Source organism: Pseudoxanthomonas sp. P4_B2 (assembly GCF_056402315.1).
In genome coordinates this window covers 846,914-873,470 of sequence record NZ_JBFUHQ010000001.1, presented here as the reverse complement: position 1 = coordinate 873,470, position 26,557 = coordinate 846,914, and the positions used below count along the sequence as shown (strand labels likewise).

The following is a 26,557-nucleotide window of genomic DNA, read 5'->3' as shown; positions in this document are numbered from 1 at the left end:
GGATCAGAACTCCGCATTGCCCGGCGCGCGAGGGTAAGGGATCGAATCGCGGATGTTGGAAAGTCCGCAGACATAGACCACCAGCCGCTCGAAGCCCAGGCCGAAACCCGCATGCGGTACCGTGCCATAGCGGCGGAAATCGCGGTACCAACCGTAGTGCGCCGCATCCAGTCCGAACTGCGCCATGCGCGAATCCAGCACGTCCAGTCGTTCTTCGCGCTGGCTGCCGCCGATGATCTCGCCAATGCCGGGCGCAAGCACGTCCATCGCCGCCACGGTCTTGCCGTCGTCGTTGAGGCGCATGTAGAACGCCTTGATGTGCTCCGGATAGTTGGTGACCACCACCGGCCGGCCCACGTGCTGCTCGGTCAGCCAGCGCTCGTGCTCGGTCTGCAGGTCCAGGCCCCATTCGACCGGGAAATCGAACTTCTGCTTGGATTCCTGCAGCAGCTTGATCGCATCGGTGTATTCGATGCGTTCGAACGGCGCGTTGATGAACTCCTCCAGCTTGGTGATCGCGTTCTTGTCCACGCGTTCGGCCAGGAAGGCCAGATCGTCGCCGCGTTCGTCCAGTACTGCGCGGAACAGGTACTTGAGGAAGTCCTCGGCCACGCGCGCGTCCTCGGCCAGATCGGCGAAGGCGATCTCCGGCTCGATCATCCAGAACTCGGCCAGGTGGCGGGTGGTGTTGCTGTTCTCGGCGCGGAAGGTCGGGCCGAAGGTGTAGACCTTGCTCAGCGCCAGGCAGTAGGCCTCGACGTTCAGTTGGCCGGACACGGTGAGGAAGGTTTCCTTGCCGAAGAAATCGCGGCTGAAATCCACTTCGCCCTTGTCGGTGCGCGGCAGGTTGGCCAGGTCCAGCGTGGACACGCGGAACATCTGTCCGGCGCCTTCGGCGTCGGAAGTGGTGACGATGGGCGTGCTGATCCAGTAGTAGCCGTTCTGGTGGAAGAAACGGTGCACCGCCTGCGCCAGGCTGTTGCGGATGCGCGTCACCGCGCCGAACAGGTTGGTGCGTGGACGCAGGTGGGCGACTTCGCGCAGGAATTCCAGCGAGTGCGCCTTGGGTTGGATCGGATAGGTTTCCGGGTCTTCCACCCAGCCGACCACTTCCAGTTCGGAGGCCTGGATCTCGTAACTCTGCCCTTGACCCTGGGACACGACCAAGGTGCCCGTGGCGACGACCGCGCAACCCGCGGTGAGATGCTTCACTTCGGATTCGTAATTGCCCAGCGCGCTCGGAACGACGACCTGGATCGGCGCGAAGCAGGAGCCGTCGCTGACGTTGACGAAGGACAGGCCGGCCTTGGAATCGCGCCGTGTGCGCACCCAACCGCGTACCGTGACTTCGCCGCCGGCCGGGATCTTGCCCGCCAGCGCATGTTCGACGCTTACCACCGTCATGACTTGAATCCTTCGGGAACGCAACCATTAATGGAACGCGGAGTTTACCGGAGCAGCGCCGGGAAAGCCCTGCTCGCAGGTCTATAATCGTTGGCAGCAGGAGATCCGATGGCTATTACCCTTACCCCAGTCGCGTTCCAGCGCGTGCAACGCTTCGTTGCCGAGACGGGCGCTTTGGGCCTGCGTTTCGGCGTTACCCGCACCGGTTGCTCGGGCTGGGGTCACGTGGCCGACCTGGCCCGCGAGCGACGCCAGGACGACACCGTGTTCGAGCAGGAAGGCGTGAAGATCTTCGTCGATGCCGACAGCCTGTCCCTGGTCGATGGCACCGAGATCGACTTCGGCAAGCAGGGCCTCAGCGAAACCTTCCTGTTCCACAACCCCAACGCCACCGCCGAATGCGGCTGCGGCGAGAGCTTCACCACCGAAGCCGATCTGGCCTGAAGCCATCGCAATGTGGCGGGTGCGACCAATGGCACTCCCACCGACCTGACCTCCGCGTATTAAGCTCCCGGTTCGTCGAATCCGGAGTGGTCCATGTTCCGTCCCCTGTTGCTGGCAGCGTTGACGCTTGCCGCCGCTGTTCCTACGCACGCGCAAACCAGCGCCCAGAATCCCGCGCTTCACCAGCTGTTCGCCGACGAATGGGAGCGTGGCCTGCGCGAAAGTCCGGAGAACGCCAGCTACAACGGCGATCCCCGCTTCAACGACCGCTGGACCGATTTCAGTCTGTCGGCCATCGCAGTGCGGGAAGGCGAGGATCGCGCGGCGTTGGAAAAGCTGCATGCGATCGACCGCAAGACCCTGTCCGCGGCCGACCAGCTGGACTACGACACTTTCGAATGGAATCTGCAGCGCAGTATCGAGCGCCAGAAGTTCCGCGAATACCAGCAGCCGATCAGCCACCAGGGCGGGCCGCAGACCGCGGACGGCATCGCGGAGGTGCTGCCCTTCGCCACGGTCAAGGACTACCAGGACTGGTTGAAGCGCTTGCAAGCGCTGCCCAAGACCATCGACCAGATCATCGTGCTGATGCAGGAAGGCGTGAAGGCGGGCAATCTGCCGCCGCGTGTGCTGATGCAGCGCGTGCCGGCGCAGATCGCGGGGCAGGTGGTCGATGACCCAGCCAAGAGCGCCTTCTACAAGCCATTCCTGAAGTTTCCGGACAGCATCTCCCAAGCGGAGCGCGGCAAGCTGCAGGCTGACGCCAAGCGCGTCATCGCCAGCGATGTGGTTCCCGCCTACCGCAAGCTGCAGGCGTATTTCAACGGGGAGTACCTGCCCAAAACCCGCGAGTCGATCGCCGCGACCGACCTGCCGAACGGCAAGGCCTACTACGATTTCCTGGCGCGCTACTACACGACGACCGAGCTGAGCGCCGAGCAGATCCACGCCATCGGCCTGAAGGAGGTCGCGCGCATCCGCGCCGAGATGGAGAAGGTCAAGGCGCAGGCGGGCTTCAAGGGCACGCTGGGCGAATTCTTCACCTACCTGCGCACCGATCCGAAGTTCTTCCACAAGACGCCGGACGAGCTGCTGACCGCTTACCGGGCGCTGTCCAAGCGCATCGACCCGGAACTGGTGAAGGTGTTCAAGACCATCCCGCGCCTGCCGTATGGCGTGCGGCCGATCCCCGACAACATCGCCCCGGACACCACGACCGCCTACTACCAGCCGGGCGCCTCCGACGGCACCCGGCCTGGCTATTACTACGTCAACCTGTACAAGCCGGAGGTGCGGCCGACCTGGGAAATGGTGCCGCTGTCGCTGCACGAAGCGGTGCCCGGTCACCACTTCCAGTTCGCGCGCGGGCTGGAGATTCCGGACGCCCCGATGTTCCGTCGTACGGCCTATTTCGTTGCCTATGGCGAAGGCTGGGGCCTGTACGCGGAGCAGTTAGGCTACGAAATGGGGCTATACGACGACCCCTATGACCGTTTCGGTCAGTTGGTCTACGAAATGTGGCGCGCGGTCCGGTTGGTGGTGGACACCGGCATGCATGCCAAGGGCTGGAGCCGGGAGCGGGCCATCGCCTATTTCAAGGACAACGCAGCCAAGACCGACCAGGACATCGTCAACGAGATCGACCGGTACATCGGCACGCCCGGCCAGGCCCTGGCCTACAAGATCGGGCAGATGAAGATTTCCGAGCTACGGGCCAAGGCCAAGCGCGAGCTGGGGCCGAAGTTCGATCTGCGGGAATACAACGATGCGGTGCTGGAGACCGGCTCGGTGCCCCTGGAGGCCCTGGAAAAGCATATCGATGCCTGGATCGCGACCCGCAAGGCAGCCCAATAGGGGCGACTCGGTAGGGCTGGCTTGCGGCTAAGTCATTGAGCTGACATAATTTACGGCTTCCTACGGGCACCTGCTCGCGGGAACCCTTGCCCCACCGCGTCCTTCATCCTCATGTTTTTGGGGGACGGTACGGGGGGCTGTCCGGTCCGGCTTTTCGCCGTGCCCTCATCCGAAAGGTATACAACGATGCGTCATTATGAAGTCGTGTTCCTGGTCCATCCTGACCAGAGCGAGCAAGTCCCCGCCATGATCGAGCGTTACAAGACGCTGGTCGAGAATGGCGGCGGCAAGATCCACCGTCTGGAAGACTGGGGTCGCCGTCAGCTGGCTTACCCGATCCAGAACCTGGTCAAGGCCCACTACGTGCTGTTCAACATCGAAGTCGAACAGGCGATCCTGGCCGAACTGACCGAAAGCTTCCGCTTCAACGACGCGGTGCTGCGCCACCTGATCATGAAGCGCGATGAAGCCGACACCGAGATGTCGATCATCATGAAGAGCAAGGACGAGAAGGGCGACAAGCCCGAGCGTGGCGAACGCCGCCGTCGCGATGACGACGAGGGCGAGGTTGTCGAAGCCGCCGTCGACACCGATTCCGACACTGCCGAAGCCGCCTAAGGAGCACACCCATGTCCAAGTTCTTCCGTCGCCGCAAGTTCTGCAAGTTCACCGCCGAAGGCGTGAAAGAGATCGACTACAAGGATCTCAACACCCTACGCCAGTACCTGACCGAAACCGGCAAGATCGTTCCCAGCCGCGTGACCGGCACCAAGTCGCGCTACCAGCGCCAGCTGTCCACCGCGGTCAAGCGCGCCCGTTTCCTGGCGCTGATCCCGTACACCGACAGCCACGACATGTAAGTCGTGTCCCGACGGGAGCTTCGCGACAAGCGCGGCTCCCGATGGGGAAACCTTATTTTCCAACGGCGTCATCCATTCACTGTCATTCGGACAGCCCACCGCTGCGGGATGAATCCCGCTAACGAATACGGAGCAAGACCATGCAACTGATCCTCCTGCAGAAAGTGACCAATCTCGGCGTGCTCGGCGACAAGGTCGACGTGAAGCCGGGCTACGGCCGCAACTACCTGGTGCCGCAGGGCAAGGCCGTACCGGCCACCGCCGCCAACGTCGCCGAGTTCGAAGCCAAGCGCGCCGACTACGAAGCCAAGGCCAAGTCGATCCATGACGAAGCCGAAGGCCGCCGCGCCAAGCTGGAAGGCGCCAGCGTCACCATCAGCGCCAACGCCGCTACCGAAGGCAAGCTGTTCGGTTCGGTCGGCCCGCGCGACATCGCCGAAGCCTTCACCAAGGCGGGTTTCCCGCTGGAGAAGAGCGAAGTCATCCTTGGCGAAGGCGCGTTCCGCCATATCGGCGAATACGACGTGCTGGTTCACCTGCATGCCGACGTCGAAACCACGGTCAAGGTCATCGTCATCGCCGACGTCTGAGCCCGAACCGCCGCAATACCGTGACGGGCGCCGAAAGGCGCCCGTTTCGTTTTCGGTATCGCAGGATTTGAGACCGGCAAGGTTTATCAAGCAATCGTACTTATCCACAGGTTGTGCCATCGCGCGCACACAGGCGGAGGACCTACGATGGCCGATCAGATTCGCCGAGCGACGTCTCTTGCCCGCGTTGGCCTCATCGCAAGCCCTGCATAGGAATCCACCGCACCCATGTCAGCACGCCCAGGTTTCCGCTACGACCAGCACGACGCACGCATCGAACAACTGCGCGTGCCGCCGCATTCCATCGAAGCGGAGCAGGCGGTGCTGGGCGGGTTGATGCTGGCGCCGGAAGCCTACGATCGCATCAACGACAAGCTCAACGACACCGACTTCTATCGCCGCGATCATCAGCTGATCTATCGCGCGATCAGCGAGCTGGCGGAGAAGAGCCGTCCCTACGATGCGGTGACCCTGGGCGAGTGGTTCGAATCGCAGGGACAGATCGAGCAGGTCGCCGGCGGCGCCTATTTGGTGGAGCTGGCCACCACCACGCCGTCGGCCGCCAACATCGTGGCCTACGCGGAAATCGTGCGCGACAAGGCGGTGATGCGGCAGCTGATCGAGGTCGGCACGGCGATCATCAACGACGGCTTCCAGCCCGACGGCCGCGACAGCGCCGAATTGCTGGCCAAGGCCGAGCAGGAAGTCTTCGCCATCGCCGAAGCCGGCGCGCGCGGGCGCACCGATTTCACCGCGGTCAACACCGCATTGAAGGATGCATTCGAAGTGCTGCAGAGCCGTTTCGAGAACGGCGGCAGCATTACCGGTCTGCCCACCGGCTATCACGACTTCGACGAAATGACCGCCGGCTTGCAGCCGACCGACCTGCTGATCCTGGCCGCCCGCCCGGCCATGGGCAAGACCACGCTGGCGCTGAATATCGCCGAATACGCAGCGATCAAGTCGAAGAAGGCGGTCGCGGTGTTCTCGATGGAAATGTCGGCTTCGCAGCTGGCCTTGCGCCTGATTTCCTCCAACGGCCGCGTCAACGCCACCCGCCTGCGCACAGGTCAGCTGGAGGACGAGGACTGGAGCCGCGTCACCAGCGCCATCCGCATGCTCAAGGAAACCAAGATCTTCATCGACGATACGCCGGCGCTGTCGCCGGACGTGCTGCGCTCCAAGGCGCGTCGGCTCAAGCGCGAGCACGATCTAGGGTTGATCGTGATCGACTACCTGCAGCTGATGGCGGTGCCGGGCAATAGCGAGAATCGGGCCACGGAAATCTCTGAGATTTCCCGCTCGCTCAAGGGGCTGGCCAAGGAACTCAATGTGCCGGTGATCGCGCTCTCGCAGCTCAACCGCTCGCTGGAAACACGCACCGACAAGCGCCCGGTCATGGCCGACCTGCGCGAATCCGGCGCCATCGAGCAGGACGCCGACGTCATCATCTTCATCTACCGCGACGAGTACTACCACAAGGACTCGGCGGACAAAGGCCTGGCCGAAGTCATCATCGGCAAACAGCGTAACGGCCCCACCGGTTCGATCAAGCTGAAGTTCTTCGGCGAGTACACGCGCTTCGATAATCTTGCCCACGACGCAGTAGGAAGCTTCGAATAAGAGCGAATAAAGAGGGCGTCATCCCGGCGAAAGCCGGGACCCAACTATCCGACGCATGGGTTCCGGCTTTCGCCGGGATTGCGAACCAGCTAGGGCATTCTTTGTTTTAAACCGAATCGATCTTGGGCTTTTCCTGTGTCACCTTGTTCAGCAGCTTCACCGCATAACCGCTGCCCGGCACCACCGCAGAGGCCACTTCCGCGCCCAGCTCGAACATCATCTCCCGCGACATCACGATGTCGACCTTCTCGCGGAACCATTCGCCGTTTTCGATCACTTCGCCGGTGAGGCCATCGATTTCGATTACGCCCAGTTTGTTGTTCCAGTTGTATTCGAAGGCGAATACCGGGCGGAAATACAGGTGCGCGGTGGTGAACTCGACCGTGTCGCTTTGGATCGAATGGGCATCGATGGGCTCGGCAGCCAGTTTCGCTTTCACGATCTGCACGGCGGCGTTGAATGGCAGCTGCGGTGGAATGGTGCCGTCCATGTCGAGCTGGGTGCGCTCGGTCGCTTTGTAGCGGTCGATATAGCCCTGCAGCTTGGCTGCTTTGATCCCGCGCTTGAGCCCGTCCTGGTGGACCACTGCATCGATCTTGCGGTGGCAGAATTCCTGCAACTGCACGTCGATGCGTGGCTTGCTGCCGCCGCTGTTGGGAATGATCTCGAAGGAACTTCCGGCGATCTCGACTTTACGCGCGTAGGGATTGGTGATCTGCACTGGATATACCGCTTCGTGCAGGTAGTCGATCTCGCGACGCGCAACCAGGTGCCAGAACGGTTCGTAGCGCAGCTCCCATTTCGAGAGTTTCACCGTTTCCGGCTTCGGCCGATTCAGCGGATTGAGCCGTGCCAGCGTACCGAAGGCGGCCAGCTTGCTCTTCTCGGCCTGTTCCTCCGCGGCCCGGCTCGGATATATCTCTTCGAAATAGAGGATGCGGTAGACCGAGCTGTCCGGGGTGAGCGTGGTGTCCATCATCGATCCTGGCGCGCCATGGTTATCATTATTGATACGGAATCCGGCGACAGCGCAGGCCACTCGCGGTGCCGACGGCGGGTTCGCCAACGCGAGAACGCTGCGGACCGTTCGCGTTGCCGCCAGGGTAGGACGGCTACAATCTGGCGATGTCCGACTCGTCTCCGACCGCCGTGCCCGGTCAACCAAACCTGTCTCGCGCCGAAGCCAGCGACCGTCCCACGCGCATCCGCGTGGACCTCGATGCATTGACCCATAACCTGCGAACGATGCACAGCCACACCGGCGTGCCGATCATGGGCATCGTCAAAGCCAATGCCTATGGGCATGGCCTGGTGCCGGTGGCCCGACACCTCGAAGCGCAGGGTATCGCCCAGTTGGGCGTCGCTTTCGTGGAAGAGGGACTGGCACTGCGTCGGGCGGGGGTGCAGATACCGATTCTGGTATTGGGTGGGATCCACGCGCCACAGGTGACCCAGTTCCTGATCCACGACCTGGAAGTGACTGTCTCCTCCGTAGACAAGCTTCGCCAAGTGGAGCAGGCCGCCCAATCGGTCGGCCGCAAGGCGGTGATCCACCTGAAGATCGATACCGGCATGGAACGCATCGGCGTGCACAGCGAGAGCGCGGGCGCCTTCATCGAAGCGGCAGTGGCTTCGCGCTGGTGCACGGTTAAAGGCGTTTATTCGCATCTTGCCTGTTCCGACGATCCTGCCTCCGCCATGACTGCCGAGCAGTTGCAGCGTTTTCTGGCCGCCTGCTCGCACTTCGAGCGGATCGGCGCACCGATGCCGCTGCGCCATCTCGCGAATTCTGGCGGCGTGCTGCATTTTCCGGAGACCTGGCTGGACATGGTGCGCCCGGGCATTGCGCTGTATGGGGTGATGCCGGACCCGGCGTCGCGCGCTACCGTGGCGCTGAAACCGGCGCTGTCGCTGGTTTCCAGCGTGGTCTACTTCAAGGTGGTTAAAGCGGGCCGCACCGTGAGCTACGGCGCTACCTGGGCCGCGGCGGCGGATACACGCGTGATCACGCTTCCCATCGGCTATGGCGACGGCTACCCGCGCGCGTTGTCTTCGCGCGGCCAGGTGTTGGTGCGCGGACAGCGTCATCCGATCATCGGCCGCATTTGCATGGACCAGTTCATGGTCGACATTGGCCCGGCCGGCACCGCCTACAACGGCGATGAAGTGGTGCTGATCGGGCGGCAGGACGATGCGGCGATCGACTGCGAAGCAGTGGCGCAGGCCGCAGGCACCATTCCGTACGAAATCCTGACTGGTCTCAATCAGCGCATCCCACGCGAGTACCTGATGGCCGACGCCACCGGCGCATAGCGCCGCTTCCCACCCAAAGGCGCTCCGGCGCTGGCCGCCTACTAGCGCAGCGCAACATCCGAACTGCGTTGACGCCCTTCGCCGCCGCGTGCTTCACTCGACGCGGGAGAGGAGAAAACGATGGCAACGACAAAAGCGCCGCGCAAGCCGCGCAAGGAACCCATGTCGCGGGTGGATACGGCATGGTTGCGCATGGAACGCCCCACCAATCCGATGATGATCACCGGCGTGTTGATGCTGGACGAGCCGATGACGCTGGAAACGCTGAAGAAGCTGGTCAGGAAGCGCTTCCTGGCCTATCCGCGCTTCCTACAGAAGGCGGTGGATACGCCCGCTGGCGCGGCTTGGCTGGAAGACGAGCATTTCGACCTGGACTGGCACGTACGCATGACCGCATTGCCGGGCCGCAGCGACAAGAAATCCGAGAAGAAGGCCTTCGAACGTTTCGTCAGCCAGATGGCGTCCACGCCGTTGGACAAATCGAAACCGCTTTGGCAATTCCACCTGGTAGAGAAATACGGAGGCGGTTCGGCATTGGTCACCCGCATCCACCACAGCTACGCCGACGGCATCGCCCTGGTGCAGGTGCTGCTGTCGCTGACCGACACCACCCGCAAACCCGAGAAAAGCAGCGAGTTGCGCGCGGCCTGGTTGAAGCAGGATGGGGCCGAAGTGGTGCGCCGCGTCGGCGCCATGGACCGTTACATGAAGATCGGCGGCAAGGTGCTGGACAAGGGCATGGAGATGTACCGCGATCCGACCCTGGCGACGATGTTGGCGAAGGAGGGCGGCGAGATCGGCCGTGAACTGTTGGCGGCGCTGGCGCTGTCCGACGATCCGCCCACCATGCTCCGTGGCAAGTTGGGGGTGAGCAAGCGGGTGGCCTGGGCCGAACCCTTAGACCTGGATGAAGTGAAAGCGGTCGGCCGGGCCTGCGACTGCACGGTCAACGATGTGCTGATGGCGGCGGCGGCGGGCGCGCTTCGCAGTTACATGATCGAGCGCGGCGAAGATTTGGAAGGAGTGACCCTGCGCGCCACGGTGCCGGTGAATCTGCGTCCACTGGAGCACGCCAAGAAGCTGGGCAACCACTTCGGTCTGGTATTTCTTGAGCTTCCGGTCGGCGAAGACAATCCTATTCGCAGGGTAGAACGCGTCGCCAAATGCATGAATGACTTGAAGAATTCAAGGCAAGCCATTGTTGCATTTGGACTTTTAGCCGCGCTCGGCATGGCACCAACGGCAGTGCAGGGGATCGCGCTGGAGCTCTTTAGCCGCAAGGCCACCGCCGTTGCGACCAATGTTCCCGGCCCCCAACAGCCGCTGTACCTAGGCGGCTGCAAGATGCGGGAAATGATGTTCTGGGTGCCGCAGACCGGTTCCATCGGCATCGGCATCTCCATCATGAGTTACAACAGCCGGGTGCATTTCGGCTTGATCGCCGATGCCAAGCTGGTTCCCGATCCCGATGCGGTGATCCAGCGCTTCGGTCCTGAGTTCGAGAAGTTGCTGTACCTGGCGCTGATGGGCAACTGGGACAAGAACCTCGACTCGGACGCGGCGGCGGCTCTGATCGCCACGTCAAGCTGAACGAATTACGTTCTGTTTGCGTCTTCTTCACCTGTCTTTAGCTGTCAGACATCCCAAGCTAGGTAGCTTGCCGATTCTGAACCACCCAGTGGGACACGGTCCCCATGACAGGAGAAGTCGAATGAAGACCCATGCACTCAAGGCCACCGCAGCAGCGCTTATCGCCACCGTTACCCTCGGCGGCTGCGCCACCTACACCGGGCAGACCAACGATCCCAACGATCCCAACCGCACCCGCAACAACGCATTGATCGGTGCTGGCATCGGCGCAGTGGCCGGTTTGCTGAGCGGCGGCAATGCTACCGAACGGCGTCAGCGCGCTCTTGTGGGCGTGGGGGTGGGCGGCCTCGCCGGTGGCGCTATCGGCGCCTATCAGGACCGTCAGGAAGCCGAGCTGCGTCGCCAGACCGCGGGAACCGGAATCGAGGTCAGCCGCGATGGCGATGTCATCAAACTCAATCTGCCTGATGGCGTTACTTTCGATTTCGGCAAGTCGAATTTGAAACCGCAGTTCTATCCGGCGCTCGATAATGTCGCCAGCACCTTGGCCCAGTACAACCAGACCATCGTGGAGGTTTCCGGCCATACCGACAGCGTCGGCAGCGATGCGGCGAATCAGACCTTGTCGGTGCAACGCGCCAATTCGGTGGGCAATTACCTGATCGGCAAGGGACTGGTGCGTGAACGCTTCGAGATCGTCGGCTTCGGCGAAACGCAGCCGGTAGCCAGCAACGACACCGATTCGGGCCGCGCCTTGAACCGCCGGGTCGAAATCCGCGTGTTGCCGCTGCGTTCGTAAGCCGCGCATTCGTCTGCAGCGAAAGAGAATGGGCCGCCAAAAGCGGCCCGTTTTTATTGCGGCTTCGCTCTCGCGGGATTGCCGAACACCGTGGCGCCAACGGCCACGTCGCGCGTCACCACGCTGCCGGCCCCGATCAAGGCGTCGTCCCCAATCGTCACTCCCGGCAGGATCAGCGCACCGGCACCGATCCAGACGTTCTCGCCGATGCGCACCGAGCGGCCGAATTCCAGACCCGTGCGCCTAATTTCCGGATCGCGCGGATGATCGGCCGTCAGTATCTGCACGCCCGGTGCGATCTGAGTCCTGGCGCCGATGGTTACGGCCACAACGTCCAGGATCACGCAATTGAAATTGAGGAATACGCCTTCGCCCAGGCTGATATTGAATCCGTAGTCGCAATGGAACGGCGGCCGGATGACCGCGCCATCGCCCACAGTGGCCAGACGTTCGCGCAGCAATTCGCGGCGAAACGAAGCAGGCTGATCCGCGGCGGCGTTGTAGCGCGCCATCCAATGTTTGGCCGCGGTTTGTGCGGTCTGTATTTCCGCATCGCCCGCGTCGTACAACTCGCCGGCGAGCATTTTCTGCATTTCGGATTGGGGATTCATCGGTGTCGTTTTATGCGAGGTAGCGCGATTCTAGTGTCCGCGCATACGGTTGCCGAAGCAGCCTGCCTTCGGCAAAAAAGAACGGGCCGCTTTCGCGGCCCGTTCTTTCCACTGGATGGTGGAGATGGCGGGAATCGAACCCGCGTCCGAAGGCACTCCATCCCCGGTACTACATGCTTAGCGTTCCGTTAGGTCTCGTCCCCGAGCAGCACGGCACGCAAAGCGCACCCGGTGACCAGCCTGTTTTGGTTAAGCCGTGACTGACAGGCAGCCGTCACAGCCGGTTCCGTGATAATGACCCTACATCCACGAGCACGGGCACAAGTGGGTTCGGGGCTTACGCCTTAAGCGGCGAGAGCGTAGTTGTCGTCGTTGGCAACTAGAAGTTTGCTACTGGATTAACGAGGAAAGTCGCCCCCTCGGCATGCACCAGGCAATTTCGCAACCCCCGTCGAAGCCAGTGCATCCCCGGGAATCAGATCTTGCTGATATCCCCAGTGTAGGGGCGATGGACCCGGGTCACAACTTCTGCGACAGACGCTGGTTAGCATCGCTTCATCGCTTTCCTGCCCATGGCCCCGAGCCCGGAGGAAGCGCGTTTTCCACGGAAAGGCGGAGGATCGACCATGGCAGCAAAGAAGGGCGGCAAGCGACCCCCAACTTCCCACAGCGTCGCAGCAGCGGGAAAGACGACCAAGAAGGTGAGCAAGGCGTCTGCCGGGGCCAGGAGAGCGGCTTCCCCGAAGGCCAACCAGTCGAACGCCCTGCAACGGTCCGGCTTCATGGCCGCCGCTCAGGGCGAAGCCAAGACCGTCATCTACATACATGGCATCGGCAACAAGCCCACTGCCGAGGTGCTGCGCTGCCAATGGGACAAAGCGCTGTTCGGTCGCGGCATGGGCGAGCGGACGCGGCTGGCGTACTGGGTCAATCGTGATCGTTATCCAACCCCAGAGCCCGGCACCTGCGGCGACCGCGATCAAGGCCCCACCATCAACCAGGCCGAGCAACGGGTACTGAGCGCGCTGGGCGTGGCCCCCAGCCGCCGCGACCTGGGCGAACTGGCCGACGCACTGGCCGCTACGCCGGCCGAGAGCGAAATGCTGCACACCATGCTCGACGAAATGGGCGCTACTGGGACGCCGCAACGCGGCCCCGGTAAGCGCGGGCTGCTCGACAAAGTCAACGAAATCCTGCTCAAGCTGATCTCCGCCGCCTTGTTGCAGGACGTGCACGATTTCTTCTTCGACAAGCAACGGCGCGCGGCCATGGAACGCAGTCTGCTGGACCGCATGGAATCCGGCGGCGGGCCGTTTGTAGTGGTGGCTCACAGCCAAGGCTCGATGATCGCCTACGAAGTGCTGCGTAAACTCGACCCAGCCAAATACGACGTAGCGCTGTTCGTCACCATCGGCTCGCCGCTGGGTCTGCCCAGCGTCCGCAGTATGTTCAAGCGGTCGATCGGGAAAAAGAAATTGCCGTTCCCGCCGTGCGTGCGGCATTGGTACAACGTCGCCGACCGCCAGGATCCGGTGGCGCTGGACGGAAACCTGACCGATGACATCGAGAATCCAGGGCAACGCTTCTCCAATCTGCAGGGCGCCGACGTCAATACGGACAGCCCGCGCAATCCGCATTCGGGTTCCGGCTATCTTTCCAACCTGCATGTGCGCGCCAAAGTGCGCGAAGTGGTGGGCGTGGGTTTCGATCAACCGGTTTCCAATACCGTGCTCATCAAGGATCTGTCCGATCGGCTGGAGGCCAACGGCGCCGAGCACCGCCATGAAGTTCTGATCGAACTCGATAAGCTGCCGGCGGGTGAGGGCGGACGCGAGGCGGCGCGCGCCGCGCTGCTTGCGCGTATACGCAGTCTGGCTTCGGAGACGACCAAGCTCAAGAACGAGGCGCTGGACGACGAAATCTACCTGGAGGACGGTCTGCAGCGCTTCGTTTCGGCCAAGCTGACCCGTTTCGAAATCGAATCGCTGCGCAACGACTACCAGGCCCTGAGTTTCAAGCGGCTATGGCGCGATGCGGGCAAGCGCGCGCTGCTTAACCAGTCGCGCAGCGTGATCCAGGCTGATGCCGCGCAATCGGCGTATCGCGCGCTCGGGCAGAAGATCGGCTGGGCAGTGCTGGATACCGGCATCGCCGCCGGGCATCCGCATTTCTACGAGAAGGGCAAGCGCGATGTGGTCGCGGCGCAGTGGGATTGCACCGTGCGAGGCAAGCCGAAGAAATTGCTGCGCGCCGACGGCGTCGCTTTCAGCAAATTGGACCGCAATGGCCATGGCACCCATGTGGCGGGAGTGATCGCAGGGCAATGCAGCGCTCCCTTGCCGGGTGAGGGCAAGGACAAGGTGGATTTCGCCGGCATCGCACCGCTGGCGCAACTGTACGGGTTCAAGGTGCTGGACGACGACGGCAACGGCCGCGATTCTTGGATCATAAAGGCGGTGCAGCAGGTGGCCGACATCAACGACCACGCCGGGGAACTGGTCATTCACGGCATGAACTTGAGCCTGGGCGGCTATTTCGACGCGGAAAGCTACGGCTGCGGCTTCACCCCGCTGTGCAACGAACTACGCCGCTTGTGGCGGCAAGGCGTGGTCGTGGTGCTGGCCGCAGGCAACGAAGGCCTGGCCTGGCTGGTGCAGAACGACGGCGAGTCGTATCCGGCGAACATGGACATGACCATCGGCGATCCGGCGAATCTGGAGGACGCGATCGCGGTGGGTTCGGTGCACAAGGGTAATCCGCACAGCTACGGCGTTTCCTATTTTTCCTCGCGTGGCCCGACCGCCGACGGCCGGCACAAACCCGATGTGGTGGCGCCTGGCGAAAAGATCATTTCGGCGCACTACGATTTCAAGGTAGCCGATCCGAAGACCTGGATGGTCGAGATGAGCGGCACCAGCATGGCGGCGCCGCATGTATCCGGATTGATCGCGGGCTTCCTTTCGGTGCGGCGCGAGTTCATCGGCTTCCCCGATAGGGTCAAGCAAATCGTGCTGAGCCACTGCACCGATATCGGGCGCGATCCCTACATGCAGGGGAAGGGCATTCCCAACATGATCCAGATGCTGGCATCGACCTGATCAGAAGCGTTCTGATCAGGCGTCGCGGTTGTGGCGGCGCATCACGCGCTGCTTGTCGCGCGCCCAGTCGCGGTCCTTGCTGGCTTCGCGCTTGTCGTGGGTCTGTTTGCCTTTTGCCAAGGAGATGCCGGCCTTGACCTTGTTGCCCTTCCAGTAAAGCGAAGTGGGCACGATGGTGTAGCCGTCGCGCTCCACCTTACCGATCAGTACGTCGATCTCTCGTTTGTGCAGCAACAGCTTGCGGGTGCGGCGGTCGTCGGCGACCACGTGGGTCGAAGCCTGGATCAAGGGCGTGATCTGCGCGCCGAACAGGAACAGCTCTCCGTTGCGGACCACCGCATAGGCTTCGGTGATATTGGCGCGGCCGGCGCGGATCGCCTTCACCTCCCATCCCTGCAACGCCATGCCTGCCTCGTAATGTTCCTCAAGGTGGTATTCGTGGCGTGCGCGCTTGTTCTGCGCAATCGTGCCAGTGCTGTTTGCTTTATCCTTGCCGGGTTTCTTCGCCATGGCGCTATTGTCGCCGATGGTGGAAGTGCAAGCGAGCCTAACCCAGCCAGAGCCCCGTCAACGCATGCAAACCATCCGCCGCAGCGCCCTGGTCGAACACTCCACCACCCGCATGTTCGACTTGGTCAACGACGTGGCCGCCTACCCGCGGCGTTTCGACTGGTGCAGCGCCGCCGAGCTGATCGAATCGGACACCGACAGGCTGGTCGCGCGGCTGGACCTGGGACTGGGCGCCTTGAGCACCTGGTTCACCACCGAAAACACGCTGGATCGTCCGCATAGCATCGACATGAACCTGGTCGATGGCCCGTTCCGGAAACTGCACGGGCGCTGGGAATTCCACGCGCTGGACGAATGCGCCAGCAAGGTCACCCTGACACTGGAGTTCGATCCGAGCAACCGCTTGCTGGGTCCCGCTATCGCACTGGGATTCCAGGGACTGGCGGATCGCATGGTGGATGATTTCGTGCGGGTCGCCGACCGGGGCGAATGATGAAAATAGAACTGGTCATGGCCTGGCCGCGCCGGCACGAGGCCGTAGCGCTGGATCTGCCCGAAAACGCCACGCTGGAGCAGGCTCTGGTGGAGGCGGGCTGGGCCGAGGTCGAAGGAGTGAACGGCTACGCGATCTTCGGCATCAATGCCGAAGCATCGACCGTATTGCACGAGGGAGACCGCATCGAATTGCTCAGACCGCTGCAGATCGATCCGAAGGATGCGCGCAGGCGGCGCGCGGCCAAGCCCAAATAGCGAAGATCAGCGACGGGCGCCTTTCTTCTTTTCCTTGGCCAGGTTGGGACCGAACTTGCGCACGTCCTTGGACAATTGCACGTCGTTTTCCGGGAAGTATTCGCCCTCCCACTTGGTCACCGTGTCGCCTTCGAAAAACACCGTCAGGTTCTTGATTTCGGTGGTGCCGCGACGGTTGGTGCGTTCGACGGCGGTATAGTCCCAGCGCTGCGCGTGGAACGGGTCGGCGATCGAAGGCGTGCCGAGCAGGGCGACGACCTGCTGCTTGCTCTGGCCCACGGCCAGCTGGTCCGCATTGCTCTTCTCGATCAGGTTGCCCTGGTAGATCGGCTGTTTGTACAGGATGCCGCAACCAGAGACAGCGAAGGTCACGGCGGCGATCAGCAGGAATTTACGCATCGGGAAGGGCACCGCGTTTCGACAGGGAAGAGGACCGGGCGATGATACACTTCCAACGGCCGCCGCAACCCAGCCCAAGGCGGCTGGCGCTAAACCGCCAATGAACGGAGAGGCCATGGAATCGCAGGATTTACGCAAAGTCGGACTGAAGGTGACGCATCCGCGGATGCGCATCCTGGAGCTGCTGGAACAGAGCAAGCCCCGGCACATGACCGCCGAGGACATCTATCGCCATCTGCTGGACCATGGCGATGAAATCGGGCTGGCCACGGTGTACCGCGTGCTGACTCAATTCGAGGCGGCTGGCCTGGTTCTGAAACACAATTTCGAAGGCGGCCAGGCCGTCTATGAACTGGACCGGGGCGAGCATCACGACCACATGGTGGACATCGAAACGGGCAAGGTCGTCGAGTTCTCCAGCGAAGAGATCGAAGCTTTGCAGCGGAAAATCGCGTCCCAGCACGGTTACGAGATCGAGGAACACTCGCTGGTGCTGTACGTGCGCAAGAAGCGCTGAGTCTTGGATTTCCCTGATAACGCAACTGTAGGGCGGGTCTTGACCCGCCATTGCCATCGTTCCGATTGCGATGGCAACCGGTCATTCCGCTTTATGCCGCGACTATTTTTCGCTATAGGCCAACGCGAGGTTTGTGCATGGTAATGACGGGTCAAGCCCCGCCGTGCGTTAGGCCACGTCGCTTAAAAGCCGCTTCGCCGCCGCGCGCGCTTCTTTGCTGACTTCCACGCCGCCCAGCATGCGGGCGAGTTCTTCCTCCCGCTGTTTCCCATCCAGCAACTCCACCGAGCTCTGGGTCATGCCTTCCACCGGCGCCTTGCTGACCCGGTAATGCGCATGGCCCTGCGCCGCGACCTGCGGCAGGTGCGTCACGCAGAGCACCTGACGCTTTTCGCCGAGCGCGCGCAATTTCTGCCCGACGATGTCCGACACGGCGCCGCCGATGCCGGAATCGACTTCGTCGAAGACCATGGTGGGAACCGCGTCCAGTCCCAATGCGGCGACCTCGATGGCCAAGGAGATGCGCGAGAGCTCGCCACCCGAAGCGACCTTGCGCAGTGCGCGCGGCGGTTGCCCGGCATTGGCCGACACCAGGAACTCCACGCGCTCGCTGCCCTGCGGATCGGGCCGTTCGATTTCATTGGGCTCGATGGCGATCTCGAAATGCCCGCCCGCCATTCCCAACTCGGCGATCAATACGCTGGTGGCCTTGGAAAGTTTCGCCGCCGCGGTTTGCCGGGTCTTGCCGAGCTTGGTGGCCGCGGCGCGCCAGGCAGCGGCGGCCGATTCGATTTCGGTGTTGAGACTGAGCAGGCGCTCGCCAGCGCCGCGCAGACCTTCCAGCTCCAGGGCGATGGCATCGCGACGCGCCCCAAGCTGTTCAGGGGCGACCCGATGCTTGCGCGCCAGATCGTGGATGCGGGTGAGTCTGCGCTCCAGTTCCATGAACTGCGCCGGATCGGCATCCAGGTCGTCGCGCACCTTGTCCAGGACCACCAGCGCTTCGTCCAACTGGATGTTGGCGTTTTCCAGTAGCGAATCGACTTCGCGAAGACGCGGCTCGTGCTCGGCCATGCGCGCCAGTTCGCTGCGGGTCTGTTGCAGTTGTCGGGAAACCGAAGGAGCTTCTTCGCCTGCCAGGCGTGAGAATGCGGCATTGCAGGCATCGATGAGACCTGAGGCGTTGGCCTGGCGACGATGGCTGGCGGAGAGCGACTCGATGTCCGCTGCAGTGAGGTCTTCGCGCTCCAGTTCCTTGAACTGATGCTCGAGATAGTTGATGCGGTCCGACACATCGCCTTGCTGGGAGAGGGCGTCGCGTTCGTGCAGCAAGGCATTCCAGGCTTGCGCGGCGTTGCGGACAGCGCTGCGTTCGGCTTCGTTGCGCGCATAGGCGTCCAGCAGCTCCAGCTGGCTGGCGCGGGACAGCAGTGCTTGGTGCTCATGCTGGCCATGGATTTCCACTAGCAGGCCAGCGAGCTCGGTCAGCTGGGCCAGGGTGACGCTGCGGCCGTTGATGAAAGCGCGCGAGCCGCCGTCGGCACGGATCACCCGGCGCAGTTGGCAATCCCTGCTGCCGTCGTCGGGTGCGTTGTCGAGTTCGTTGTCGCGCAGCCAGGCCAGGGCAGGGGAAGCGTTGTCCAGGCTGAACTCGGCGGAGAGCTCAGCGCGCTCGGCGCCATGGCGCACCACCCCGCTATCGGCGCGCAACCCGGAAAGGAAACCCAGGGCGTCCACCAGCAGGGATTTGCCTGCGCCGGTTTCACCCGAAATCACGGTCATACCCGGGCCGAATTCCAGTTCGGCGGATCGGACGACGGCGAAATCCTTGAGGGCGAGGTGTCTGAGCATGGGTGCGCATTGTAGTGGCATGCGGCGCAATCTCTGAGACGGACAGCGGAGGTTTGCGCAGGGCGGCTTGCATTGGTCCATCGGGAAGGCTATCTATCCGGAATGTCTACACGCCCCGCCGATCTCGACATCCGCGCCCGCCACCTACTGCGCACGCTGATATCGCGCTACATCCGCGATGGCGAACCGGTGGGCTCGCAGACGCTGGCCCGGCATGCGGGTCTGGACGTCAGCGCCGCCACCATTCGCAACATCCTGGGCGATTTGGAAGAACTCGGCCTGCTGGCCTCGCCGCACACCTCCGCCGGTCGCATCCCCACCGCGCAGGGCTACCGCATGTTCGTCGACAGCCTGGTGCAGATGAAGCCGCTGGGCGAGGGAGAAGTGGCGCGACTGCGCTCCGAACTTCCGGCCGGCGTCGGTACCCAAGCGTTGCTGGGGAACGCGTCCGAGCTGCTCTCGGCGATGACCCATTTCGTCGGCGTGGTCAGCGCGCCCAAACGCGAGCAGTTCGCCTTCCGACATATCGATTTCGTGCCGCTGGACGGGCGCCGAGTGCTGGCGATCCTGGTGTTCGCCGACAACGACGTGCAGAACCGGGTCATCGAGCCCCGCCGTACTTACGATCCTTCCGAACTGGAGCGGGTCGCCAATTACCTGAATTCTAATTTCGCGGGCCGGCCCCTGTCCGAAATCCGCGCGACCCTGCTGCGCGACTTGCGCAATGCCCAGTCCGAGATGGAAGGGCTGCTGGCGCATACCGTGGAGCTTGCCGAACACGCCTTCGTGCCGGCGAGCGACGACATGGTGCTGACCGGGCAGACCCGACTGATTGGCGTGCAAGACCTGTCGGATCTGGACCGCTTGCGGGAACTGTTCGAAACCTTCGCCCGCAAGCGCGAGATCCTGCAGTTGCTGGAACGCACCCTGCAGGCGCCGGGGGTACGCATCTTCATCGGTGAGGAAACCGGCCTGGCCCCGCTGGATGGAGTCTCGGTGGTCACCGCGCCGTATATCGCCGGCGGGCAGGTGCTGGGTGTGCTCGGGGTGATAGGACCCACCCGGATGGCGTATGAGAGGGTGATTCCGGTGGTCCAGGCCGCCGCCGACGCACTAGGCGCGGCTATGGACGCGCCGCAACCGTAACGCCCTCCGCCTTGAATCCTGCAGCGCCGGCCCCATAGGTTCGTCTTACGCCGCCCGTTCCCCGGGGCGGCCCGCCACGGAAGCCCGCATGACCCACAGCCATAACGAATCCGATTCCGCGCCCGACAGTGTCTCCGAAGGCGAGGAAAACAGTCTTGAAAACCAACTGGCCAGCGAAGTCGAACACCTGCGCGCCGAGCTGGAGCAGACCCGCGCCGACGTGTTGCGCGAACGCGCCGACCTGGAAAACCAGCGCAAGCGCGTGAGCCGCGACTTGGAGCAGCTGCGCAAGTTCGCCAACGAACGCCTGCTGTCGGACCTGCTGCCGGTCTTCGATAGTCTCGATGCCGGCCTGGCTGCAGCGGGCAAGGAACCAGGTCCGCTGCATGACGGCCTGGAGTTGACCTTTCGTCAGCTGCTCAAAGTGGCTGCCGACAACGGCCTGAGCATGCTCGACCCGACCGGCGAACCCTTCAATCCTGAATTCCACCAGGCCGTCAGCCACGTGGAAGCACCTGGCGCCGCCCCGGACAGCGTGGTGCAGGTGTTCCAGAAGGGCTACCTGCTCAACGACCGTCTGCTGCGGCCGGCGTTGGTAGTGGTGGCCAAGCACGACTGACTATTTCCTTACCTTGTAAAGGTAAGGACGGGATGGGGGATGGTTTTCGCGCAGGCGAGCTGAATCTCGAAGGCAGGCAAACACCGTTCCCACCCAACCCTCCCCTTGAAGGAGAGGGCTTAAACCCCACATTTCATCCATCAACCCGGCGCATGGCCGGCCAAAGACAGACTTTTAGGGAGCAAGCAACATGGGCAAGATCATTGGCATCGACCTGGGCACGACCAACTCGTGCGTGGCGATCATGGACGGCGGCAAAGCCCGCGTCATCGAGAATTCGGAAGGCGACCGCACCACGCCCTCCATCGTCGCTTATACCAAAGACGGCGAAGTGTTGGTCGGCGCCTCGGCCAAGCGCCAGGCCGTCACCAACCCCAAGAACACCTTCTATGCGGTGAAGCGCCTGATCGGCCGCAAGTTCACCGACGCCGAAGTGCAGAAGGACATCGGTCTGGTGTCCTACGGCATCGTCCAGCACGACAACGGCGACGCCTGGGTTTCGACCTCCGACGGCAAGAAGATTTCCGCACAGGAAATTTCCGCGCGCATTCTGGAAAAAATGAAGAAGACGGCCGAAGCCTTCCTCGGCGAGACCGTCACCGAAGCCGTGATCACCGTGCCGGCCTACTTCAACGACAGCCAGCGCCAGGCGACCAAGGATGCCGGCAAGATCGCCGGCCTGGACGTGAAGCGCATCATCAACGAACCCACCGCGGCCGCGCTGGCCTACGGTCTGGACAAGGACGGCGGCGACCGCAAGATCGTGGTCTACGACCTGGGCGGCGGCACCTTCGACGTGTCGGTCATCGAGATCGCCAATGTCGATGGCGAAAAACAGTTCGAAGTGCTGGCCACCAACGGCGACACCTTTCTGGGCGGCGAAGATTTCGACAAGCGCGTCATCGACTACCTCGTCGATGAATTCAACAAGGACCAGGGCATCGACCTGCGCAAGGATCCGCTGGCCCTGCAGCGCCTGAAGGATGCGGCCGAGCGCGCCAAGATCGAGCTGTCGTCCTCGCAGCAGACCGAAGTGAACCTGCCGTACGTGACGGCCGACGCCTCCGGACCGAAGCATCTCAACATCAAGCTGACCCGCGCCAAGCTTGAGGCGCTGGTCGAAGACCTGATCAAGAAGACCATCGAGCCGTGCCGCATCGCCATGAACGATGCCGGCCTGCGCACCAGCGACATCGGCGAAGTGATCCTGGTCGGCGGCCAGACCCGCATGCCCAAGGTGCAGGCGGCGGTGACCGAGTTCTTCGGCAAGGAACCGCGCAAAGACGTCAACCCGGATGAAGCAGTCGCTTTGGGTGCCGCGATCCAGGGCGGTGTGCTGGGCGGCGACGTCAAGGACGTGTTGCTGCTGGACGTGACTCCGTTGAGCCTGGGCATCGAGACCCTGGGCGGCGTGTTCACCAAGATCATCGAGAAGAACACCACCATTCCGACCAAGGCGTCGCAGACCTTCTCCACCGCCGAAGACAACCAGTCCGCGGTGACCGTGCATGTGCTGCAGGGCGAGCGCGAACAGGCCCGCTTCAACAAGTCGATGGCCAAGTTCGACCTGTCCGGCATCGAACCGGCGCCGCGCGGCCTGCCGCAGGTGGAAGTGTCCTTCGACATCGACGCCAACGGCATCATTCACGTCAGCGCCAAAGACAAGAAGACCAACAAGGAACAGAAGGTCGAGATCAAGTCCGGTTCCGGTCTGTCCGAGGCAGAGATCCAGCAGATGGTGGCCGACGCGGAAGCGCATCGCGAAGAAGACCAGAAGTTCCACGAACTGGTGCAGGCCCGCAACCAGGCCGACGGCCTGATCCACGCCACCCGCACCGCCATCACCGAGCATGGCAGCAAGGTCGACGGCAGTGTCATCGGCAACGTCGAGGCGGCCCTGGCCGATCTCGAAACCGCGATGAAGGGCGACGACAAGGCGCAGATCGAAGCCAAGACCAAAAATCTGGAGGAAGCCGGCCAGTCGCTGTATGCGGCGGTCGCGGCGGCGGGACAGGAAGGCGGCGGCGGTCAGGCCTCCGGCCAGAACGCGGGCGAAGACGTGGTCGACGCCGAGTTCACCGAAGTCAAAGAAGACGAGAAGAAGTGATCGGGTAACGATCGTGATTCTGTAGATCCGATGGGGCGGGGCGTTAGCCTCGCTCCATCTTGTTATCCGATTCCTGAAACCTGGTTCCCGATCAACTCATGAGCAAACGCGACTACTACGAAGTCCTGGGCGTGGCCCGCAATGCCAGCGAGGAGGAGCTTAAAAAGGCCTACCGACGCTGTGCGATGAAGCACCACCCGGACCGCAATCCCGGCGATTCCGCCGCGGAAGCCGCGTTCAAGGAATGCAAGGAAGCCTACGAAGTGCTGTCCGACGGCGGCAAGCGCCGCATGTACGACCAGCACGGGCATGCCGCGTTCGAGCACGGCATGGGCGGTGGCGGCGCAGGGCCCAACCCAGCCGATATGGGCGATATCTTCGGCGATATCTTCGGCAATATTTTCGGTGGTGGCGGTGGTGCACGCGCTGCACGCCGTGGCGCCGATGTCGGCTACGTGATGGAACTCGATCTGGAAGAGGCCGTCGCCGGCATCGAGAAACGTATCGAGATTCCGACGCTGGCCGCGTGCGAGCCCTGCCATGGTTCCGGTTCGGAGGACGGCAAGACCGAAACCTGCACCACCTGCGGCGGTCGCGGCCAGGTGCGCATGCAGCGCGGCATCTTCGCCATGCAACAGGCCTGTCCGCATTGCGGCGGCCGCGGGCAGATCATCCGCAACCCCTGCAAAACCTGCCATGGCGCCGGTCGCGTGGAAGAAGAGAAAGTCTTGTCGGTGAAGATCCCGGCGGGCGTGGACAACGGCGACCGCATTCGTCTTGCGGGCGAAGGCGAAGCCGGCCCTACCGGCACTCCCCCCGGCGACCTTTACGTGGAAGTGCGCGTGCGCGAGCACCCGATCTTCCAGCGCGACGGCGACGACCTGCACTGCGAAGTGCCGATCCGTATTTCCCAGGCCGCGCTCGGCGACACCGTGCGCGTGCCTACCCTGGAAGGCGAAGCGGAAATCCGCATTCCCGCCGAAACCCAGACCGGCAAGCTGTTCCGCCTGCGCGGCAAGGGCGTGAAATCCGTACGTAGCCGCAGCACCGGCGACCTGTTCTGCCGGGTGGCGGTCGAGACGCCGGTCAACCTGACCGCCGAACAGCGCGAGCTGATGGAGAAGTTCGAGGCCACCTTCACCGGTGAGGACGCGCGCAGACACTCGCCGAAGTCGGCCACCTTCCTCGACGGGGTGAAGTCATTCTGGGACCGGATGACTTCGTAAGGATTACCCCCGGTCCCATGCAACAATCGCCGCATGCGCAAGGGCGAGGTCACGGCCAACGGTTTGCGGTTCACCTACCTGGAGCAGGGGGAAGGTCCCCTGGTCCTGCTGCTGCATGGCTTCCCGGATAATGCGTACTCCTGGGAGCGCCAGATGCCGATGCTGGCAGAAGCCGGTTATCGCGTCGTAGCCCCTTTCCTCCGCGGCTATCCGCCGACCGAAATCCCCAATGGCGGCTACTTCGATCTGGCCACGCTGGCCACCGACATCAAGTGCCTGATCGAGGCGCTGAACGCAGGTCAGCGCTGTTGCTTGGTGGGGCAGGACTGGGGCGCAGCGATCAGCTATTCGGTTTTGAGCGCTTATCCGGGATGGATCCATCGTGCGGTCATACTAGCGGTGCCGCATCCCAAAGAAGGGCGCCGCACGATCAGGAGATCGCCCAGACACATCCTGCGTTCGTTTCACTGGTTCCTGTTCCAGTTGCCCTGGTTACCGGAAGCGCTATGCAGGGCCAGCAATTTCGCCTTCATCGAACTTCTTTGGAAAATGTGGTCGGCGACCTACGACGACCGCGCGCATGTCCAGCAGATCAAGCGGATGCTCGCGCAACCCGGCGCGATGGAAGCCACGCTGGCCTACTACCGGGCCATGATGAATCCCAAGAAAGGCGACCCGGCGCTGGCCGACGTCACCGCCAGGCTGGACGACCTCATCGCCACGCCCACGCGCGTGCTGTGCGGATCGCGCGATATACGCAAGGAACTGCTGGGCTGTCAGAGCGATCTTTTCGCCGGCCCTTACGAATGGGGCATTGTCGAAGGGGCAGGGCACTTTCTGCACCGCGAGAAGCCGCTGGAGGTCGGCGCGTCCATCATCGACTGGCTGGCGAGAACGGAAGTCTGACTCTGGAAGCGCTCCTGAGGTCCCCAGTCGGCCCCAGGACCAACGGCCCGCACGGCTAACCGGTAAACTTGCCGGATGACTACCTCCATCCAAATCTCCAAGCGCGCCCAGGGCCTCACCAGCTCGGCGATCCGTGAAATCCTCAAAGTTACCGAGCGCCCGGAGGTAATCTCCTTTGCAGGCGGTCTGCCATCGCCGGACACTTTTCCCATCGAGCGCATGCGCTGGGCCTGCACCAAGGTGCTGGACGAAGCCCCGCAGGCGGCATTGCAGTACGGCCCCACCGAGGGCTATACGCCGCTGCGCGAGTGGGTTGCCAAACGGTTGAGCCAGAACGGCGCCACCATCCGCCCCAGCCAGGTGCTGATCACCACCGGTTCGCAGCAGGGCCTGGACTTGCTGGGCAAAGTGCTGATCGACGAGGGCTGCAAGGTGCTGGTGGAAACCCCCAGCTACCTCGGCGCGTTGCAGGCGTTCTCCCTGTTCCAGCCGGCATTTTCGGCCATGGAAACGGACGAGGACGGCATCATCACCGACGCTCTGGACGAAGCGAAACTGGACGGCGCGCGTTTCATGTACTGCCTGCCCAACTTCCAGAACCCCACCGGTCGTCGCCTGCCGCTGGAACGCCGCAAGGCGCTGCTAGAAAAAGCCATCGCTGCCGGTGTGCCGGTAGTCGAAGACGACCCTTATGGCGAGCTTTGCTACAGCGGCGACGCGTTGCCCAGCCTGCTGTCGATGGCGCCGGAAAACGTGATCTACATGGGCTCGTTCTCCAAGGTGCTGGCTCCCGGCCTGCGTTTGGGCTTCGTGGTCGCGCCCGAAGAGCTGCACGGCAAGCTGGTGCAGGCCAAACAGGCCGCCGACCTGCATACGCCGTCGTTTTCCCAGCGCATCGTTTACGAAGCGGTGCAGGACGGCTTCCTGGATGCCCACATTCCCACTATCCGTACGCTGTACGCGAAGCAGTGCGAGCTGATGTTGGCTGCGCTGGAGCGTTATTTCCCCTCCGAAGCGACTTGGAACCAGCCCGCCGGCGGCATGTTCATCTGGGTCAACCTGCCCGAAGGCGTGGACAGTGGCGCCCTGCTGGCCAAGGCTATCGAACAGCATGTGGCTTTCGTACCCGGCGCACCGTTCTATGCGGTCGATCCGCAATCGAACACGTTGCGTTTGTCGTTCGTCACCGTGCCCGCAGAGAAGATCGAGATCGGCATGCAGAAATTGGGTGCCTTGTTGAAGGCGGAAATCGCCGCTTTGCCCGAGCGCAATGCGGCGTAAGTTTGTTTTTTGCTTTGCCGTAATGCGGTTTCCAGGAGTTGTAGGAAGTGACGCAGGTT

25 protein-coding genes and 1 other RNA gene are annotated in these 26,557 nt (G+C 62.8%); 19 read left to right on the top strand and 7 right to left on the bottom strand.

Annotated elements, in window-relative coordinates:
* Window positions 1-3: 3 nt before the first annotated feature.
* Window positions 4-1,404: an asparagine--tRNA ligase gene (gene asnS / locus AC1DTQ_RS03875; protein WP_477848128.1), complete on the bottom strand. Its 1,401-nt coding sequence runs from the start codon at window positions 1,402-1,404 to the stop codon at window positions 4-6.
* 108 nt (window positions 1,405-1,512) lie between these two features.
* Here asnS and AC1DTQ_RS03870 point away from each other — a divergent pair, with 108 nt between their 5' ends.
* The 6 genes from AC1DTQ_RS03870 (at window position 1,513) to AC1DTQ_RS03845 (ending at window position 6,775) form a co-directional block, all read left to right on the top strand.
* Window positions 1,513-1,848 (top strand): HesB/IscA family protein, encoded by a 336-nt coding sequence (locus tag AC1DTQ_RS03870; protein ID WP_477848126.1) that lies wholly within the window; start codon window positions 1,513-1,515, stop codon window positions 1,846-1,848.
* A 93-nt stretch (window positions 1,849-1,941) separates the two neighbouring features.
* Window positions 1,942-3,702, top strand: coding sequence for a DUF885 domain-containing protein (locus tag AC1DTQ_RS03865; RefSeq protein ID WP_477848124.1), 1,761 nt, complete (start codon window positions 1,942-1,944; stop codon window positions 3,700-3,702).
* 186 nt (window positions 3,703-3,888) lie between these two features.
* Window positions 3,889-4,320 carry a 30S ribosomal protein S6 gene (rpsF, locus tag AC1DTQ_RS03860; protein ID WP_477848122.1) on the top strand — a complete coding sequence of 144 codons (432 nt, stop codon included), beginning with the start codon at window positions 3,889-3,891 and terminating at the stop codon, window positions 4,318-4,320.
* An 11-nt stretch (window positions 4,321-4,331) separates the two neighbouring features.
* Window positions 4,332-4,562, top strand: a complete 231-nt coding sequence (gene rpsR / locus AC1DTQ_RS03855; protein WP_310090892.1) for a 30S ribosomal protein S18 — start codon at window positions 4,332-4,334, stop codon at window positions 4,560-4,562.
* Window positions 4,563-4,702: 140 nt separating this feature from the next.
* Window positions 4,703-5,152, top strand: coding sequence for a 50S ribosomal protein L9 (gene rplI, locus AC1DTQ_RS03850; protein ID WP_477848120.1), 450 nt, complete (start codon window positions 4,703-4,705; stop codon window positions 5,150-5,152).
* A gap of 228 nt (window positions 5,153-5,380) precedes the next feature.
* The gene (locus AC1DTQ_RS03845) at window positions 5,381-6,775 is read left to right on the top strand and encodes a replicative DNA helicase (protein ID WP_310090890.1); all 1,395 of its coding nucleotides are present in this window, start codon (window positions 5,381-5,383) and stop codon (window positions 6,773-6,775) included.
* 106 nt (window positions 6,776-6,881) lie between these two features.
* Here AC1DTQ_RS03845 and AC1DTQ_RS03840 read toward each other — a convergent pair whose 3' ends face one another.
* Window positions 6,882-7,751 carry a hypothetical protein gene (locus AC1DTQ_RS03840; protein ID WP_477848117.1) on the bottom strand — a complete coding sequence of 290 codons (870 nt, stop codon included), beginning with the start codon at window positions 7,749-7,751 and terminating at the stop codon, window positions 6,882-6,884.
* Window positions 7,752-7,900: 149 nt separating this feature from the next.
* Between AC1DTQ_RS03840 and alr the strand changes: the two genes are divergently transcribed.
* From alr to AC1DTQ_RS03825, 3 genes are all read left to right on the top strand, one after another.
* Window positions 7,901-9,088, top strand: a complete 1,188-nt coding sequence (alr, locus tag AC1DTQ_RS03835; protein ID WP_477848115.1) for an alanine racemase — start codon at window positions 7,901-7,903, stop codon at window positions 9,086-9,088.
* Between the two features lie 120 nt (window positions 9,089-9,208).
* Entirely contained in the window at window positions 9,209-10,678 is a 1,470-nt protein-coding gene (locus AC1DTQ_RS03830; protein WP_477848113.1) for a WS/DGAT/MGAT family O-acyltransferase, read from the top strand.
* A gap of 121 nt (window positions 10,679-10,799) precedes the next feature.
* Entirely contained in the window at window positions 10,800-11,477 is a 678-nt protein-coding gene (locus AC1DTQ_RS03825) for a YiaD family glycine zipper/OmpA-like lipoprotein (RefSeq protein WP_477848111.1), read from the top strand.
* Between the two features lie 53 nt (window positions 11,478-11,530).
* Here AC1DTQ_RS03825 and AC1DTQ_RS03820 read toward each other — a convergent pair whose 3' ends face one another.
* Window positions 11,531-12,088 carry a sugar O-acetyltransferase gene (locus AC1DTQ_RS03820; protein ID WP_477848109.1) on the bottom strand — a complete coding sequence of 186 codons (558 nt, stop codon included), beginning with the start codon at window positions 12,086-12,088 and terminating at the stop codon, window positions 11,531-11,533.
* Window positions 12,089-12,204: 116 nt separating this feature from the next.
* Window positions 12,205-12,558, bottom strand: a transfer-messenger RNA (tmRNA) gene (gene ssrA, locus AC1DTQ_RS03815).
* A gap of 156 nt (window positions 12,559-12,714) precedes the next feature.
* Between ssrA and AC1DTQ_RS03810 the strand changes: the two genes are divergently transcribed.
* A complete protein-coding gene (locus AC1DTQ_RS03810; RefSeq protein ID WP_477848107.1) occupies window positions 12,715-15,186 on the top strand; it encodes a S8 family serine peptidase in 2,472 nt (823 codons plus the stop codon).
* A 15-nt stretch (window positions 15,187-15,201) separates the two neighbouring features.
* Here the strand turns inward: AC1DTQ_RS03810 and smpB are convergent, their stop codons facing one another.
* Entirely contained in the window at window positions 15,202-15,696 is a 495-nt protein-coding gene (smpB, locus tag AC1DTQ_RS03805; RefSeq protein WP_310090884.1) for an SsrA-binding protein SmpB, read from the bottom strand.
* Between the two features lie 64 nt (window positions 15,697-15,760).
* Here smpB and AC1DTQ_RS03800 point away from each other — a divergent pair, with 64 nt between their 5' ends.
* Both AC1DTQ_RS03800 and AC1DTQ_RS03795 read left to right on the top strand, forming a co-directional pair.
* The gene (locus AC1DTQ_RS03800) at window positions 15,761-16,189 is read left to right on the top strand and encodes a type II toxin-antitoxin system RatA family toxin (protein WP_477848105.1); all 429 of its coding nucleotides are present in this window, start codon (window positions 15,761-15,763) and stop codon (window positions 16,187-16,189) included.
* A complete protein-coding gene (locus AC1DTQ_RS03795) occupies window positions 16,189-16,446 on the top strand; it encodes an RnfH family protein (protein ID WP_477848103.1) in 258 nt (85 codons plus the stop codon). The genes AC1DTQ_RS03800 and AC1DTQ_RS03795 overlap by 1 nt, the downstream gene beginning before the upstream one ends.
* A 6-nt stretch (window positions 16,447-16,452) precedes the next feature.
* Here the strand turns inward: AC1DTQ_RS03795 and AC1DTQ_RS03790 are convergent, their stop codons facing one another.
* Complete coding sequence (locus tag AC1DTQ_RS03790; RefSeq protein WP_477848101.1) at window positions 16,453-16,845, bottom strand: outer membrane protein assembly factor BamE; 393 nt, start codon at window positions 16,843-16,845, stop codon at window positions 16,453-16,455.
* A 115-nt stretch (window positions 16,846-16,960) separates the two neighbouring features.
* On the opposite strand from AC1DTQ_RS03790, the gene fur reads away from it, so the two are divergent.
* Window positions 16,961-17,362 (top strand): ferric iron uptake transcriptional regulator, encoded by a 402-nt coding sequence (fur, locus tag AC1DTQ_RS03785; RefSeq protein ID WP_310090879.1) that lies wholly within the window; start codon window positions 16,961-16,963, stop codon window positions 17,360-17,362.
* A gap of 168 nt (window positions 17,363-17,530) precedes the next feature.
* Here the strand turns inward: fur and recN are convergent, their stop codons facing one another.
* Window positions 17,531-19,213 (bottom strand): DNA repair protein RecN, encoded by a 1,683-nt coding sequence (recN, locus tag AC1DTQ_RS03780; protein ID WP_477848098.1) that lies wholly within the window; start codon window positions 19,211-19,213, stop codon window positions 17,531-17,533.
* A 102-nt stretch (window positions 19,214-19,315) separates the two neighbouring features.
* Here recN and hrcA point away from each other — a divergent pair, with 102 nt between their 5' ends.
* The 6 genes from hrcA (at window position 19,316) to AC1DTQ_RS03750 (ending at window position 26,498) form a co-directional block, all read left to right on the top strand.
* Entirely contained in the window at window positions 19,316-20,359 is a 1,044-nt protein-coding gene (gene hrcA / locus AC1DTQ_RS03775) for a heat-inducible transcriptional repressor HrcA (protein WP_477848096.1), read from the top strand.
* Between the two features lie 88 nt (window positions 20,360-20,447).
* On the top strand, window positions 20,448-20,978 hold the full coding sequence (grpE, locus tag AC1DTQ_RS03770; RefSeq protein WP_477848094.1) for a nucleotide exchange factor GrpE: 531 nt from the start codon (window positions 20,448-20,450) through the stop codon (window positions 20,976-20,978).
* A 190-nt stretch (window positions 20,979-21,168) separates the two neighbouring features.
* On the top strand, window positions 21,169-23,085 hold the full coding sequence (gene dnaK, locus AC1DTQ_RS03765) for a molecular chaperone DnaK (protein ID WP_477848092.1): 1,917 nt from the start codon (window positions 21,169-21,171) through the stop codon (window positions 23,083-23,085).
* A gap of 98 nt (window positions 23,086-23,183) precedes the next feature.
* Window positions 23,184-24,311, top strand: a complete 1,128-nt coding sequence (gene dnaJ, locus AC1DTQ_RS03760) for a molecular chaperone DnaJ (protein ID WP_477848090.1) — start codon at window positions 23,184-23,186, stop codon at window positions 24,309-24,311.
* Window positions 24,312-24,344: 33 nt separating this feature from the next.
* Window positions 24,345-25,217 carry an alpha/beta fold hydrolase gene (locus tag AC1DTQ_RS03755; protein WP_477848088.1) on the top strand — a complete coding sequence of 291 codons (873 nt, stop codon included), beginning with the start codon at window positions 24,345-24,347 and terminating at the stop codon, window positions 25,215-25,217.
* A gap of 75 nt (window positions 25,218-25,292) precedes the next feature.
* Window positions 25,293-26,498, top strand: coding sequence for an aminotransferase-like domain-containing protein (locus tag AC1DTQ_RS03750; protein WP_477848086.1), 1,206 nt, complete (start codon window positions 25,293-25,295; stop codon window positions 26,496-26,498).
* Window positions 26,499-26,557 lie beyond the last annotated feature (59 nt).